The following is a 13,112-nucleotide window of genomic DNA, read 5'->3' as shown; positions in this document are numbered from 1 at the left end:
CATAGGGTGATACTAGCGCTGAATGTAGGTCGGCCGGCAGCGTCTGGCAATGATTTTTTACGTAACGATTTGTTGGAGTAAGCATGCCTCATAGCGGTGAAGCAGTGAGCCTGAAACAGGCCTTCTGGTATTGGTTGAAACTGGGTTTTATCAGTTTTGGCGGGCCTGCGGGCCAAATCAGCATGATGCATCAGGAGCTGGTGGACAAGCGCCGCTGGATTTCAGAGCGGCGTTTTCTACATGCCCTCAATTATTGCATGGTACTGCCCGGGCCGGAAGCCCAGCAACTGGCCACCTACATCGGCTGGCTCATGCATGGTGTGAGAGGCGGCATTGTGGCCGGTGGCTTGTTTGTGCTGCCGTCTTTGTTGCTGCTGATGCTGTTGAGCTGGATTTATTTGAGCTTTGGGCATCTGCCGTTGGTGGCGGGTATTCTCTACGGTATCAAACCGGCGGTCACTGCCATCGTGCTATTAGCGGCCTGGCGGATTGGTTCACGGGTGTTAAAACACTGGTTTCTGTGGGGGATTGCGGCGTTGTCTTTCCTTGCCATCGCGGTGTTCGATGTACCGTTCCCGGCGATTCTGTTGGGCGCCGCATTGCTGGGCTGGATCGGCATGCGCTGGTTGCCCCATATCTTTCAGGCTGCGCCAGCTCACACAGCGAAAAGTGATGGCGTGGTAGATGCCTTGATTGGTGATCACAGTCCGGTGCCTGAGCATGCGCGCTTTTCCCGCCGTCGCCTGATGCTGACCGTTATGGTGGGGGTGGGGTTATGGTGGTTGGTGATGGGGGCACTCTGGACGACAGTGGGGCCCAAGCATGACCTGAGCCTGATGGGCTGGTTCTTTACCAAGGCGGCTCTGCTGACCTTCGGTGGCGCCTATGCGGTATTGCCCTATGTGGTGCAGGGGGGTGTGGAAAACTACGGTTGGCTCTCTGCCACCCAAATGATGGATGGCCTGGCGTTGGGGGAAACCACGCCTGGGCCGCTGATCATGGTGGTGGCCTATGTGGGGTTCGTGGGTGGCTGGACCAAGGCGGTGTTGGGGCCGGATGCTCTGGTGTTGGGGGCCATGTTGGCAGCTTCTATCGTCACCTTTTTTACCTTTCTGCCGTCTTTTCTCTTCATTTTGTTGGGTGGCCCCCTGGTGGAAGCCAGCCGCAATCAACTGAAACTCACGGCGCCATTAACCGGTATTACCGCAGCGGTAGTGGGGGTGATTCTGAATCTGGCATTGTTCTTCGGGGAGCATGTGTTGTTTCCCAATGGCGTGGGCGCCGGGCCGTTGTTTGGGCTGGATATACCCTCGCTGGCCTGGGGAATCATTTGTGTTGCCATGCTGCACCAACTGCAATGGAGCATCCTGCGGGTGATCGGGTTGAGTGCGGCAGCGGGGTTTTTGTATACGCTCTTGGTTGTTTCGTAACTGGCATTTCCTGACATTGGGTGGGGTGGATGAGCCAAATGGTCATGGTGGGTAAACCAGTGGGTCATTATTATGGTCGGTCAGGAAGCTGTACCAAACGCTTTCAAGACCAATAATAAAATCAAGACTGGCAATACTATAACCGCGTATTAATCCGTTGATGGACAGGGACTGGGCCAGGACCATGATCAGGAAAAAAGGGAAAAAGCCGCGTTGGCTGAGCTGCGCAGGAAACCGCTGCTGGCGTTGCCCACCTTCGGCCTGTTGATCATTACCCAGATCATGATTGTGGCGGTGTGGTTCGCCTGTCTGAACGGCCACCTTTCACTGTGGGCTGGATGCCTGATCAATATCATCGCCTATTACGTGCAATTTACGCCGGCCCATGATGCGTCCCATAATGCAGTATCCCGTATTCCCTGGGTGAACAAGTGGTGTTCTTCCAGATGATGCAAACCTATCTGCCGGGGAACAGCGGCAAGATGCTGATGGTTATGCACATGCAGCATCATCGCTTTGCCAACCAAGAACTGGATCCGGATCATGGTGTCGCCTACGCATTTAAAAATGCCGCGTTCCTGTGGTTTATCCCCTCGCGGGGTATGGTGTGGCTGGTGTGTTTCGTGTTTATGTATTTGCCCCATGTGCCCCACGTTTATACTCACCGGGAGAACCCCTGTCAGGCGACGTTAATGCTCGAGGGCTGGAATAAAGTCATGAGTGTGCTGATGATGTATCAGAACTATCATCTTGCTCATCACCTGTATCCAACAGTACCGTTTTATTGCTACAAAAAAGCCTGGGATGCCCGTAAGGCGTTTCATGAAGCACATCATCCCGCTAAGGTGAACCCTTTGCTCTGCATCCTTATAATTTGTAAATAAAAAAACACAACATCCTCACCGGTAACGGGCGCTGTTTTTGTAGCGGCGATGATGTGGAAGCTATCAAGCGGGATGGCGGTGGCCTGGAACATTTGTTCAAGGCCGCCCCCGGAGAGCAGCAACAACCCTCAACGCCACCCATGTACCATGCCATGATGAACAGCGGGTGCCGATCATCGGTGCTATTAATGGTGTCGCCGTGGGGGCGGGTATCGAAATAGCGTTATTGTGCGATATGCGTATTGCCTCCACCGCGGCCCACTTCAGCGAAATGTTCGTGAAAAGAGGGGGGGATGGGAATCCAAATCAGTTTTGATCGTTTGCCGGAGCTGGTGGGGCTGGCCTGGGCGGCTGAAATGCTGTTGACCGGTGATCTGAGTGTGAATGCTTTTCTTGAGAAACGCACACTGCTCTATAAATGTCGGTGAGTGTGGAAGTAGTTCTCTACTTTGCTGAGACACAAGCTTGAAGTGAATTTACATTCTCACTCCACCAGCAAGTCCAAATTCTTCTCAGTCAAAATCCAGTCTCCAGGGGTGCAAGTGGCGCACACTGTTTCCGAAGTCAGATCCAGATAGGATGCTTCGTTGCCATCAAGGGTCAGATTCATCCAATTGAGGGCGATATCAGCCACTTCTTCCAGGATGGCGACGTTGGTGGAAACGGTGAGGTGTCCACCGGTGATTCGTTGTACCAGCATGGCCGGGGCGTCGGCGGGCAGGGTATCAAAATCCGAACGGGCAGGGCCGCCGGCGATATCTGTGGGGCCACCGGTGATATAACCAACAGGTACCTGAATGGCCTGCATGATGGATTCGCTGGTGGCGCCGATGGCGCTGGAGCCGGACAGCACGAATACCGCTGCCACCCTCGTGTCTATCGCCGCCAGGCCTAATGCCGTCACCCCGCCACAGGAATTACCGGCAGCCACCACCCGGTTGGCATCTATAATGTCGGCGTACGGAGACTGGGACAGTGCCCAGTCAATGAGTGCCCCGTGGTCTTCTACGTTACTGGTACCCACTGCGCCGTTGCCGGGTTCCTCCGCCATGGCCAGTACCACATAGCCTTGCGCGGCCCAGCGTTTAAACAGGGGTTGCCAGGTGAAGTTGCTGCGCAAGCAGCCCCCGTTGGCCCAGACAATCACCGGGAGCAGTTGGCCCGATTCACTCACCACAGCGGTCATGTCGAGAGGGCGGAAGACATCGAACCAGGGCTGGGCGTTGGGGTTCTCCTCAATGATGGTATAGCCGTCGCCGGTGTACTGGTATTCGCAGCCACTGAGCATAAGCGTTCCAAGCAGGGCTGTGATCAGGTGAGAACCACTTACATTCCTTTTGTTTGATTGAGCTGATGGGTGCATGGGTTTCTCCTTATTCCGGGATGGTCCGTGACATCCTGCGCGATGCCTGGCGAATTTTTTCCGCATCGGCAGGTCGCAGGAATCCCTGCTCCAACGAACCTGCAATGGATTGTTCCACTTGGTCGAGGTAATCATCCCGGGATGAATAGATTTCAGCGAGCTGTTCCGAACTGAACTTCTTCATGGAACCGAAAATCATGCACATTGTTGATCCGCTACCGATGCCGGAGAAGGTGGCCAATGGAGCATCCACGTAAGGTGAGCGGATGCCGCCAAGGGTGTTGCCAAACTCGTCCGTCAGGTACTGCGGCGGGGTTCCTGCAACCGCCAGGCGATCCGCTATGGCCGGTGCAACACCGGTACGCAACCAGGTATCCAGTGCATGGAATGCGGCGTTTACGGTGAAGTGATGAATCGGGTTGCCGTTCACCGGGGCATCGCACGGCGCAATCAGGGGAATAGCGTAGGAAACGGAAATCAGTTGGGCGTAATAGGAGGAGATACCGCGATCGAACAAGCCCAGGGTATTGTAAGTATCCGCGTGGGCGGTGCCCGCTACTTCCCACAGACGAAAGAACTCCGTATCATCCTGGCGGTTTTCATAGGCATTTCCCGGCAAAAAGGATCTCACAAACAGATCTGTCTCTGTTTGCAACAACATCACAGGTTTATAAAGGTCTTCCCGAATGTTCACAATGGCTGGGGGTAGGGATTCCTGCAGAGGGCTTTCGGATACTGGCGCACTGGAACCAAAGCGGCTGTGTACGAAGAAACCGTCGAACACACCTTCTGTTTTGCCCAACAAGTTGATGTAGGTGATCATGCGCGCGGCGGACTGGGATTCGCCGGCTGCAATCATTCTTTCTACCTGCAGTCCCTGCAGGTAGTCTTCCTCCTCAGGAAAGCGAATTTTTGTCGCGATCTGGTGAAACATGCTGTAGGAAAAACTGTCACCAGGGTGTACCAGTTTGTCGTAGCGTGCGGGATTCAGGGCTTTTAACGAAGCATCGAAGTTAACCAGGCTGATGTCACCCACGTTGTCGATGCCCTTGCGTTGGGCACTGATTCCTACCCAGGCGTAACCTTCTCGTATAAATTCGGTGTGGGCGGCGCTCCACTCTGCGGGCGCGTCAGTGTTGCCGGACACATTGTTCCACTCCACCACGACCGTGCCATTGAAATCATCAGCATTGATGGGACGCTTGACCACTATACGGGTGAGATAGGCGGCCTGTTCATTTTCCACTGCTTGCCACTGGCCGTCGCTGGTGAGTTCACCCACCGGCAGGTAGCTGTTGGCGATCCCTTCAATGAAGAACTCCTTACTTTGATAACCCAGCGGACGCAGGTCGAACAGGGTGCCGAACAAAACGGTAGTGTTTTCCGCTACTTTGCTGCAGCCAGCGATGGAAATAAGCAGGGATAGCAAGATCAAGGCGTTTAGTCGAGACAAGCAGGGTTTGACGCCAGCAGTGTGCGTCTTTATAGAACTCTTCACAGAATTTCTCTCTTTTCTTTTTGGAATGTTTTTTCTTTCAAGAGTACACAGGGGGAGGCGGGGGGGCAACGATGAAAGCTATCGAATATCGGAGTTGGAGTGATGAATTTCGGAGATATGGGCTCAGGCTTTTTTCCTCAAAGCATTAGGCGATTGCCCGGTGGCAGCACGAAACGCGGAAGAAAAACTGTTGTAGGAACGGAAACCAAGCCGGTAAGCGATTTCCTTTAATGGCAGGTCGGTGTCCAGCAAATAGGTTTTCGCTCTTTCCACCTGAAAGGCTTTTATATATTGGGCCGCCGTGCATTTCTTTTCCTCGCGGAAGAGTTTCAGAAAGTGACGCTCGCTGAATCTGCAGGCCTTGGCCATATCGGCTACGCTGGGCAATTTTCCGTGGGTACTGTTGAGGTATTCCTCGATGATGGCGAGATGTTTGGCGGTCAGTTTGCCGCGAACGTCCGACGCTGGCTGAGTTGAGCTCAGCCAATGAGCGCACTCCACCAGCATCGCATTACCACAGGCGTCCACCACAGCGTTACTCATGGCCCCCGGGTGCATGGCCTCTTTCATCAATCTGAACAGCAGCGAGGTGATCAGTGAATTCTGCACGCAAAGCGAACGGTTCAACTGATCGCTGCTGAGTCGGTTCAGTTCACCGAAAATGGTTTCTGCGTAGGCCGTATCAAACGACACCATAATTGAACGAAACGAACCTGCACTACCGTGGCCGGTGATTTTTTTGCCGGGAACCAGAAACAGGGTATTGCCGATAGCAGCGGTGGTGTCCTGTTCCTCTTCGTATCCATACTGCACGGAGAACAGGGGGGAAGAAGATGCCATCATGGAGAATGCCGGCCGGTCTGGAACCAGGGAAATGGAGGTGGGTTCATTCCAACACATTTCGGTAACGGCAACGCAGGTTGTCGTGGTTTCCAAAAGAATGAGCGGCTCATGCAATTGCTCACGCAACAAAGCATCTGTATTCAGGTCGGGATTGTCGATAAAGATTTGTGATACAAACTCGTTGGATGAGTCATGCCACTGCACTGAAAAGTCAGGATGTTGTTTCGATTTGTTGTTCATTTTGCGCATCTGATTGATTATGTTGCTGTGCTATCTGTGCACTGGAACAACAGTATATAGCAAGACTTAGAAGATAAAATTGTATAAATATACTCGTTTTCAATATGTTGAAATTTTTTTGTATAAACGTTTATTAAAAACCTATTGAATAGGCACCCGGGATCTTTCACCGGATGCCTATTCAGCAGTGGTTAGTGCAGCCTGATCTTAGAATGCCGCCAATCCGTTCAAACCGATTGCCAGACCAGTGGCACCTGGCAGTGGTACCAAATAACGATTACCCAACACCAGGAACGCGGCAATGCTGCCATCTGCTGCACTCAGGGTGTAGAGGAATTTTCCATTATCGGAAAGTGCCATATCGATAGGTGCACTGCCTTCGCCGGTGAAGCCGGCAACACCGTCTTCAGTGGTCAGCTTCAATGTGCCATTGCGCTTTACTTTGAATGCGGAGATGGAAGAAGAGCCGGCGTTGGTGGTAAAGGCAGTTCGGCCGTTGGCGGACATCACTACCCAGCAAGCGGCTGTTTCAGTAGTAGGTACGGCAGACGCCAATACGCTCAGGGAACCATTGTCGTTCACCCGGTAGGATGACAGGCTGCTGGCATCGGCAGCACCACCATTGGCCTCGCTGACAATGGCATGACCGTAGCGATCGAACGCAAAACCAAAGGGTGTGGCACCGGCAGACTCATTCACAATGGGCTCACCCGGGACGCCATCATCGCTCACCGAAAAGCTGGTAATCAGGTTGGTGGCTTTTTCCGTTACCAACAGGCCATCACCCCACGGAGTGAAGCTGATCTGTGCGGCACCGGTTCCCGTTCCACTCAAGCCACGCACGGAGTTCTCGATCAGCTCCAATGAACCATTATGCATCAGCTTGAAACCTGCAATGGAATCGCTACCGGCGTTTAGCACGAATACCTTGTTTCTGTGCTGGGTTACACTGATCGGGCGTTCCCCGGCAGTGTCTACGGTGGTCAACAACGTAATGTTGTCGGCCCCCACCTTGAACAGCGACAGACTGTTGCTGCCGGCGTTGACAACGAATAGCCAATGACCGTTTTTGCTGATCATCACGGCACCCTGATTGCCTAGACCTGACCCAGTGCCGTCACCACCGGTGGCGAAACTGCCGCTGGGGATCAGGCCCTGATAGGGGTGGTGGGTAAACATGAGCACTTCGTTCCCCTCAGGGGAATTGGTCATGGTGAAGACTTTGCCGGGTGAAGCGTAATCCGCCCAGGCGGTAACGGATACACTGCCAAGCAGTAGGAATGCCCACAGGCAGCGGAGTAATAGTTTATTGATCATAGTGTTGGCCCTGAGTTGAGATGAATTAATAACTTCCTGGTTTGGAATGGCAGCGGATTGCAGCACCATTCACCAGCAGTGTGATCTCAACAGGGCACGTAATCCTCACGAAAGTATGGAGAAAGTATCACGGGGATTATTGGGGTGGCCAAAACAAAAAAAGCCCGCATAAAGCGGGCTTTTTTCCTGCTGCCTGCATTGTTTAATACAGCACGCGGCAGCGGATGGTGCTGTCCACCTCTTTCAGTTTTTCCAACGCCAGTTCACTGTGTGCTTTATCAATGTCAATCACCACGTAACCGATCTTGTCATTGGTTTGCAGATACTGGCCACAGATGTTGATGTTGTTGGTGGAAAACAGGTTGTTGATGTTGGACAGCACGCCGGGCACGTTTTCGTGTATGTGCAGAATACGGTGCACATTGTCGTGTACCGGCAGTGCCACTTCCGGAAAATTCACGGCCGAAATGGTGGAGCCGTTGTCGCTGTACTTGATGAACTTTTCCGACACTTCGGCACCGATGTTGACCTGTGCTTCCAGGGTGCTGCCGCCGATGTGCGGGGTCAGGATCACGTTATCGAATTCCCGCAGCGGTGATACGAATTCTTCATCGTTGCCGCGGGGTTCCACCGGGAACACGTCGATGGCAGCGCCCAGGATTTTCTTTTCACCCAAGGTTTGGGCCAGCGCATCGATGTCCACCACGGTACCGCGGGAGGCGTTGATCAGAATGCTGGTGGGTTTCATTTTGGCCAGTTGATCCTGGCCGAACATGTACTTGGTGGCAGCGGTTTCGGGAACGTGCAGACTGACGATGTCGGATTGCTCCAGCAACTCGTCCAGCGTGCCCACCTGCACCGCGTTACCCAGCGGCAGTTTGGTGACCACGTCATAAAACTTCACCTTCATGCCCAGGTTCTCGGCGATAACGCTCAACTGCGAACCGATGTTGCCGTAACCGATGATGCCCAGGGTTTTGCCGCGGATCTCAAAACTGTTGGCCGCGGATTTTTGCCAGCCGCCCCGGTGGCAGACTGCGTTCTTTTCCGGAATGCCGCGCAGCAGCAGGATGGCTTCCGCCAAGACCAACTCGGCCACGGAACGGGTGTTGGAAAAGGGGGCGTTGAATACGGGAATACCGCGAATGAGGGCCGCCGTCAGATCCACCTGATTGGTGCCGATACAGAAACAACCCACCGCGATCAGCTTCTGGGCCGCCGCAAACACGTCTTCGGTCAATTGGGTGCGGGAGCGGATACCAACAAAGTGGGCGTCGGCAATCTTTGCTTTCAGTTGGTCTTCCGGCAGGGAGGTTTTCAGGTACTCGATATTGGTGTACCCGGCCCGCTCGAAGTTTTCAACGGCAGATTGGTGGACGCCTTCCAACAACAGAATGCGGATTTTGCTTTTATCCAGAGAAGTCGTGCTCATGCTGTTTTACTCGTATCAAATGGGGGTAGCTTTGAGGGCGGCTATGGTATCATATCGCATCAAAAACGCAGTCCCGAGCCATGAAAAGATGCGTGAAATTCTCACATGGTGGCGTGAATTTCCCTAATGAATCCACCTTGGGCTGCCTGACTGGCGGGTGTCCGATGTTGCCCTGCTTATCGAGTATTCCTGATTAACCTGCTGTATTTAAAGAGAAAATCATGACCGACACCAATCAGATTATTGCCGGATTGAGCCAACTTGTGGATGCGGGCCGGGTGTTGACCGATGCCGACAGCCTGCAGCACTACGGCTGCGACTGGACCAAAAAGTACGATCCGGCTCCGTTGGCCATTGTGCTGCCCAAAACCGTGGAGCAGGTGCAGGCCATTGTGCGGTTTGCCAACGAACACCAGGTGGCGCTGGTGCCCTCCGGTGGTCGTACCGGGCTGAGCGCGGCGGCGGTGGCGGCCAATGGCGAGGTGGTGGTGGCCTTTGATTTGATGAATAAAATCAATGATTTCAATCCCATCGACCGCACTGTTCAGTGCCAAGCCGGGGTGGTGACGGAGCAGCTGCAGCAGTTTGCTGAAGAAAACAATCTTTACTATCCGGTGGATTTTGCCTCCGCCGGCTCCAGTCAGCTGGGTGGCAATATCTCCACCAACGCCGGCGGCATCAAGGTGATCCGCTATGGCATGACCCGGGAATGGGTGAAGGGCCTGAAAGTGGTGACCGGCAAGGGGGATTTGCTGGATCTGAACGGCGGCCTGGACAAGAACGCCACCGGCTATGATTTCCGGCACCTGTTTATCGGCGCTGAAGGCACCCTGGGCCTGATTGTGGAAGCCACCATGAAGCTGGCGCGCGCGCCGCAGAACCTGACCGTGCTGGTGCTGGGCGTGCCGGAGTTCCGCGCCATTATGAAGGTACTGGAAACCTTTCAAAGCCGGATCGACCTCACCGCTTTTGAGTTCTTTTCCGATATTGCGGTGAAGCTGGTCACCGAGCATCAGGACGTACCGCGGCCGTTTGCGGCAGCGGCGCCTTATTATGCTTTGCTGGAGTTCGAATCCCCCACCGAGGATGTGCTGGAGCAGGCCATGGCGCTGTTCGAGCAATGTGTTGAGGAAGGCTGGGTGCTGGACGGGGTCATCAGCCAGAGCGAAAGCCAGGCGGCCAATCTGTGGCGCCTGCGGGAGGGCATCAGCGAGACCATCGCGCCGTTCACGCCCTACAAGAACGATGTGTCCGTGGTCGTGTCCAAAGTGCCGGATTTCCTGGAAGAGATCGACAACATCGTCAGCAGTCGTTACCCCGATTTCGAGATCGTGTGGTTTGGCCATATCGGCGACGGTAACCTGCATCTGAATATCCTGAAGCCTGCGGCCCTGAGCAAAGAGGAATTCTTCCGGCGCTGTGAAGAGGTGAATACCCAGGTGTTTGCAACGGTACAGAAATACGCCGGCAGTGTGTCGGCCGAACACGGTGTGGGTATGACCAAAAAGCCCTATCTGGAATATACGCGCAGTGCCGCTGACATCGATTATATGCGGGCAGTGAAGGCTGCGTTTGATCCCATGAACATTATGAACCCCGGCAAAATATTCGATCTTTAGTGGGGGGGATTATGAAGTTTAGGAGTTGTGGATGAACTATCAGCACAGTCTCAATGGCGAGGCCCTTGATCTGCCCCTGGGCAAAGTGGTCTGCGTCGGCCGCAATTACGCTGAGCATGCCCGGGAGCTGAATAATCCGGTTCCCACTTCACCCATTCTGTTTATCAAGCCTGCCACTGCGGTGGTGCCGTTTGCCGGTGAGATCTGCATTCCAAAAGGAGAGGGGGAATGTCACCACGAACTGGAAATGTCGGTATTGATCGGCAAGCCTCTGCAGGCGGCAGGCGCCGCGCAGGCCCGGGATGCTATTTTGGGGTTTGGCCTGGGTTTGGATCTGACCCTGCGCGATCTGCAATCGCGGCTGAAAGAAAAAAGCCATCCCTGGGAAATCGCCAAGAGTTTTGATGGTGCCTGCCCGTTGTCGGGCTTCATCACCCCGGCACAGTTGACCGATCCGCAGCACACAGACCTGTCTTTAACCGTCAATGGCAGCCTGCGGCAGCAGGGTAACACCGCCGATATGATTACCCCGTTGTATGCGTTGATCGCCTACATGAGCCAACACTTTACGCTGTTGCCGGGGGATGTGGTGCTGACCGGAACCCCGGCCGGGGTAGCCGCCCTGCAGACTGGGGATCAACTGATGGCGGTGCTGGGCGAGGGTTTGCGCTGCGAGGCCAGGATTATTTAGAGGCCAGGGTTATTTAAACGGCGTGATCTGGCGTCAGGCGCAGTTTTACCATAAATTAATCGTTGCTGGTGCAGAATCCAGCTGTAAGTACCATAAAAACAAAAAAGGAAAATCTGATGAGCAATGCCTACGAAACGCCGGCGGCGGAGGTCACTCAAGCGGCCGTTGAACATCAATACATGGGCTTCTGGATGCGGGTGTTGGCATCCATCATCGACAACATCTGGATGGGGATCGTTATCGCCATCGTCATGCTGGTGGTGTTGGTGGCGACCCCTCTGGATGACGAAAGCACCCAATACATGATCACCAGCGGCATGGTGCAGCTGGTATTGCCGTTTATTCTGGTGGTGGCGCTGTGGGTGCGCTTTGCGTCAACCCCGGGCAAGATGGCGTTTAAGGGCAAGATTGTGGATGCCAATACCTTCGAGGAAGTGTCCGGCGGCCGCTTGGTGGTGCGTTATCTGGGGTATTTCGTTTCGATCCTGCCGCTGGGTTTGGGCCTGTTCTGGATTGCCTGGGATAAGCGCAAGCAAGGCTTTCACGATAAGCTCGCTGGCACCGTGGTGATCATCGACCGCTAGTTTACCGGCTCCCGCGACCGGCTATACTGAATTCTTGACTGCAATCCGTCGGGTTGGTTTGCAGGGGGAATTTCCGTAATGACCAGAGGGCCACATGCTGACATTGAAACTGCAAGAGACCATGAAAGGTTGGCTGGAGTTGAACGAAAGCCACCGCAAGGAAGCGTTTGCATTCACCATCGAGGTGACCTTCATGCGGCGGCTGCGGCCCTGGAAGCCACAGCCGTTTGTTGGCAGCGTCACTCTGCCGGCGCGCAACCTGACCACGGAAACCCATGGCTACTTCACCCTGAAACCCATGGGGCCCCGTTATGAATTGCGCTTTGATCTACCGGGTATCGGCGCGGTGCAGGCCAGCGGTGAAAAATCCTATGATCTGATGAACCTGAAGGACTCCCTGACCATGTGTCCGTTGACCCTGTTTCACAATGGCAGCGCCATCGGCTACATCGAGGTGGCCTATGAGGATTCCCTTCTGGCGTTTCCACTCAGGGCTTTACGCGTCACCAAATACGCCACAATCTAAAAACAGGCCATAAGCCCGGGTGGCCGCCCCTCTACAAATAGCGGTTCAGCCGCTCACCGGCAGCGCTGTTGTTCTGGCGAATCTGAAACACCGCCGAACCAAACCACTGATCCGTCATCACCGGCCCCAGCACCTCGCAACAGGCCACGTAAATGACCGTGAAAAAATCCTGTAATGCGCGGTCATCAAAGCGTGCCAGATACTGTGGGTTGTCGGAAATAAGATACTGCGCCAGCAGATCGTAGCTGCCGTTCACAAAACGTTTGGCCAATTGTTTGGCCAACTGTTCATGCAGTTGCTTCCGTTGACCGGCGGAGGCTTTTCTCATCAGCTCCGAAATCAGGGTATGCAGCGCCATCTGGTCTGCGGAGGGCTGCAGGTCGAATACCTCACTGGCGGACCTGGCCTGGGCCCGTTGCAGCATCGGCATGGGGTCGGGAGCCAGGTCACTGGAACGGCGCACCAGCACTTCCATCAACCGTCGCCGGATCTGCCGCGTGTCCATGGTCTGCTCGAACAGGTGATTGATGCGGGTTAGGTATTCGTGAATGGCAATGGAGGGTTTGCCTTTGTGGTGTTCCTCGAACACCAGCAGCGCCTCCACCATCTTTTCCTCATCCAGCCATTCCTGCAGAACCGTATAAATGGCGCGCCGTTGCAGTACGTGTTGTTGATCCATGGTCCT

The 13,112-nt window shown here is 54.4% G+C and carries 16 protein-coding genes; 10 read left to right on the top strand and 6 right to left on the bottom strand.

What is annotated here, in order from left to right; all coding sequences use genetic code 11:
* The first annotated feature begins 83 nt into the window (after positions 1 to 83).
* From chrA to D9N13_RS01035, 6 genes are all read left to right on the top strand, one after another.
* The gene (chrA, locus tag D9N13_RS01055) at positions 84 to 1,430 is read left to right on the top strand and encodes a chromate efflux transporter (protein ID WP_290584823.1); all 1,347 of its coding nucleotides are present in this window, start codon (positions 84 to 86) and stop codon (positions 1,428 to 1,430) included.
* A 213-nt stretch (positions 1,431 to 1,643) separates the two neighbouring features.
* Positions 1,644 to 1,880, top strand: coding sequence for a hypothetical protein (locus D9N13_RS01050; protein ID WP_290584821.1), 237 nt, complete (start codon positions 1,644 to 1,646; stop codon positions 1,878 to 1,880).
* Positions 1,877 to 2,314 carry a fatty acid desaturase gene (locus D9N13_RS01045; RefSeq protein WP_290584819.1) on the top strand — a complete coding sequence of 146 codons (438 nt, stop codon included), beginning with the start codon at positions 1,877 to 1,879 and terminating at the stop codon, positions 2,312 to 2,314. The genes D9N13_RS01050 and D9N13_RS01045 overlap by 4 nt, the downstream gene beginning before the upstream one ends.
* Before the next feature lie 53 nt (positions 2,315 to 2,367).
* The gene (locus D9N13_RS01040; protein ID WP_290584817.1) at positions 2,368 to 2,535 is read left to right on the top strand and encodes a hypothetical protein; all 168 of its coding nucleotides are present in this window, start codon (positions 2,368 to 2,370) and stop codon (positions 2,533 to 2,535) included.
* Positions 2,481 to 2,630 carry an enoyl-CoA hydratase-related protein gene (locus D9N13_RS24270; RefSeq protein WP_411268109.1) on the top strand — a complete coding sequence of 50 codons (150 nt, stop codon included), beginning with the start codon at positions 2,481 to 2,483 and terminating at the stop codon, positions 2,628 to 2,630. The genes D9N13_RS01040 and D9N13_RS24270 overlap by 55 nt, the downstream gene beginning before the upstream one ends.
* Positions 2,608 to 2,742 carry a hypothetical protein gene (locus D9N13_RS01035; protein ID WP_290584815.1) on the top strand — a complete coding sequence of 45 codons (135 nt, stop codon included), beginning with the start codon at positions 2,608 to 2,610 and terminating at the stop codon, positions 2,740 to 2,742. The genes D9N13_RS24270 and D9N13_RS01035 overlap by 23 nt, the downstream gene beginning before the upstream one ends.
* A 56-nt stretch (positions 2,743 to 2,798) precedes the next feature.
* Here the strand turns inward: D9N13_RS01035 and D9N13_RS01030 are convergent, their stop codons facing one another.
* The 5 genes from D9N13_RS01030 to serA form a co-directional block, all read right to left on the bottom strand.
* A complete protein-coding gene (locus tag D9N13_RS01030; RefSeq protein ID WP_290584813.1) occupies positions 2,799 to 3,602 on the bottom strand; it encodes a hypothetical protein in 804 nt (267 codons plus the stop codon).
* 85 nt (positions 3,603 to 3,687) lie between these two features.
* Positions 3,688 to 5,130: an alpha/beta hydrolase domain-containing protein gene (locus D9N13_RS01025; protein WP_290584811.1), complete on the bottom strand. Its 1,443-nt coding sequence runs from the start codon at positions 5,128 to 5,130 to the stop codon at positions 3,688 to 3,690.
* A 168-nt stretch (positions 5,131 to 5,298) separates the two neighbouring features.
* Positions 5,299 to 6,258 carry a helix-turn-helix domain-containing protein gene (locus D9N13_RS01020; protein WP_290584809.1) on the bottom strand — a complete coding sequence of 320 codons (960 nt, stop codon included), beginning with the start codon at positions 6,256 to 6,258 and terminating at the stop codon, positions 5,299 to 5,301.
* 207 nt (positions 6,259 to 6,465) lie between these two features.
* A complete protein-coding gene (locus D9N13_RS01015) occupies positions 6,466 to 7,575 on the bottom strand; it encodes a lactonase family protein (RefSeq protein WP_290584807.1) in 1,110 nt (369 codons plus the stop codon).
* A 202-nt stretch (positions 7,576 to 7,777) separates the two neighbouring features.
* Positions 7,778 to 9,007, bottom strand: a complete 1,230-nt coding sequence (gene serA, locus D9N13_RS01010) for a phosphoglycerate dehydrogenase (RefSeq protein WP_290584805.1) — start codon at positions 9,005 to 9,007, stop codon at positions 7,778 to 7,780.
* A 221-nt stretch (positions 9,008 to 9,228) separates the two neighbouring features.
* Here serA and D9N13_RS01005 point away from each other — a divergent pair, with 221 nt between their 5' ends.
* The 4 genes from D9N13_RS01005 (at position 9,229) to D9N13_RS00990 (ending at position 12,427) form a co-directional block, all read left to right on the top strand.
* On the top strand, positions 9,229 to 10,626 hold the full coding sequence (locus D9N13_RS01005) for an FAD-binding oxidoreductase (RefSeq protein ID WP_290584803.1): 1,398 nt from the start codon (positions 9,229 to 9,231) through the stop codon (positions 10,624 to 10,626).
* Between the two features lie 31 nt (positions 10,627 to 10,657).
* On the top strand, positions 10,658 to 11,317 hold the full coding sequence (locus tag D9N13_RS01000) for a fumarylacetoacetate hydrolase family protein (RefSeq protein ID WP_290584801.1): 660 nt from the start codon (positions 10,658 to 10,660) through the stop codon (positions 11,315 to 11,317).
* Positions 11,318 to 11,433: 116 nt separating this feature from the next.
* The gene (locus D9N13_RS00995) at positions 11,434 to 11,901 is read left to right on the top strand and encodes an RDD family protein (RefSeq protein ID WP_290584799.1); all 468 of its coding nucleotides are present in this window, start codon (positions 11,434 to 11,436) and stop codon (positions 11,899 to 11,901) included.
* A 94-nt stretch (positions 11,902 to 11,995) separates the two neighbouring features.
* Positions 11,996 to 12,427, top strand: a complete 432-nt coding sequence (locus tag D9N13_RS00990) for a hypothetical protein (RefSeq protein ID WP_290584797.1) — start codon at positions 11,996 to 11,998, stop codon at positions 12,425 to 12,427.
* Between the two features lie 31 nt (positions 12,428 to 12,458).
* Here the strand turns inward: D9N13_RS00990 and D9N13_RS00985 are convergent, their stop codons facing one another.
* A complete protein-coding gene (locus tag D9N13_RS00985; RefSeq protein WP_290584795.1) occupies positions 12,459 to 13,106 on the bottom strand; it encodes a hypothetical protein in 648 nt (215 codons plus the stop codon).
* Between the last annotated feature and the right edge of the window lie 6 nt (positions 13,107 to 13,112).

Origin of the sequence: Ketobacter sp. GenoA1 (assembly GCF_003671475.1) — a bacterium.
GTDB lineage: Bacteria > Pseudomonadota > Gammaproteobacteria > Pseudomonadales > Ketobacteraceae > Ketobacter.
The sequence above is the reverse complement of the archived record's forward strand: the minus strand, read 5'-3'. Positions and strand labels throughout refer to the sequence as shown.

Bases quoted from the DNA above. Each gene is read 5' to 3' on its own strand.
- chrA (WP_290584823.1), top strand. From the start codon at position 84: ATGCCTCATAGCGGTGAAGCAGTGAGCCTGAAACAGGCCTTCTGGTAT.
- D9N13_RS01045 (WP_290584819.1), top strand. From the start codon at position 1,877: ATGATGCAAACCTATCTGCCGGGGAACAGCGGCAAGATGCTGATGGTT.
- D9N13_RS01035 (WP_290584815.1), top strand. From the start codon at position 2,608: ATGGGAATCCAAATCAGTTTTGATCGTTTGCCGGAGCTGGTGGGGCTG.
- D9N13_RS01030 (WP_290584813.1), bottom strand. From the start codon at position 3,602: ATGCTCAGTGGCTGCGAATACCAGTACACCGGCGACGGCTATACCATC.
- D9N13_RS01020 (WP_290584809.1), bottom strand. From the start codon at position 6,258: ATGAACAACAAATCGAAACAACATCCTGACTTTTCAGTGCAGTGGCAT.
- D9N13_RS01015 (WP_290584807.1), bottom strand. From the start codon at position 7,575: ATGATCAATAAACTATTACTCCGCTGCCTGTGGGCATTCCTACTGCTT.
- serA (WP_290584805.1), bottom strand. From the start codon at position 9,007: ATGAGCACGACTTCTCTGGATAAAAGCAAAATCCGCATTCTGTTGTTG.
- D9N13_RS01005 (WP_290584803.1), top strand. From the start codon at position 9,229: ATGACCGACACCAATCAGATTATTGCCGGATTGAGCCAACTTGTGGAT.
- D9N13_RS01000 (WP_290584801.1), top strand. From the start codon at position 10,658: ATGAACTATCAGCACAGTCTCAATGGCGAGGCCCTTGATCTGCCCCTG.
- D9N13_RS00995 (WP_290584799.1), top strand. From the start codon at position 11,434: ATGAGCAATGCCTACGAAACGCCGGCGGCGGAGGTCACTCAAGCGGCC.
- D9N13_RS00990 (WP_290584797.1), top strand. From the start codon at position 11,996: ATGCTGACATTGAAACTGCAAGAGACCATGAAAGGTTGGCTGGAGTTG.
- D9N13_RS00985 (WP_290584795.1), bottom strand. From the start codon at position 13,106: ATGGATCAACAACACGTACTGCAACGGCGCGCCATTTATACGGTTCTG.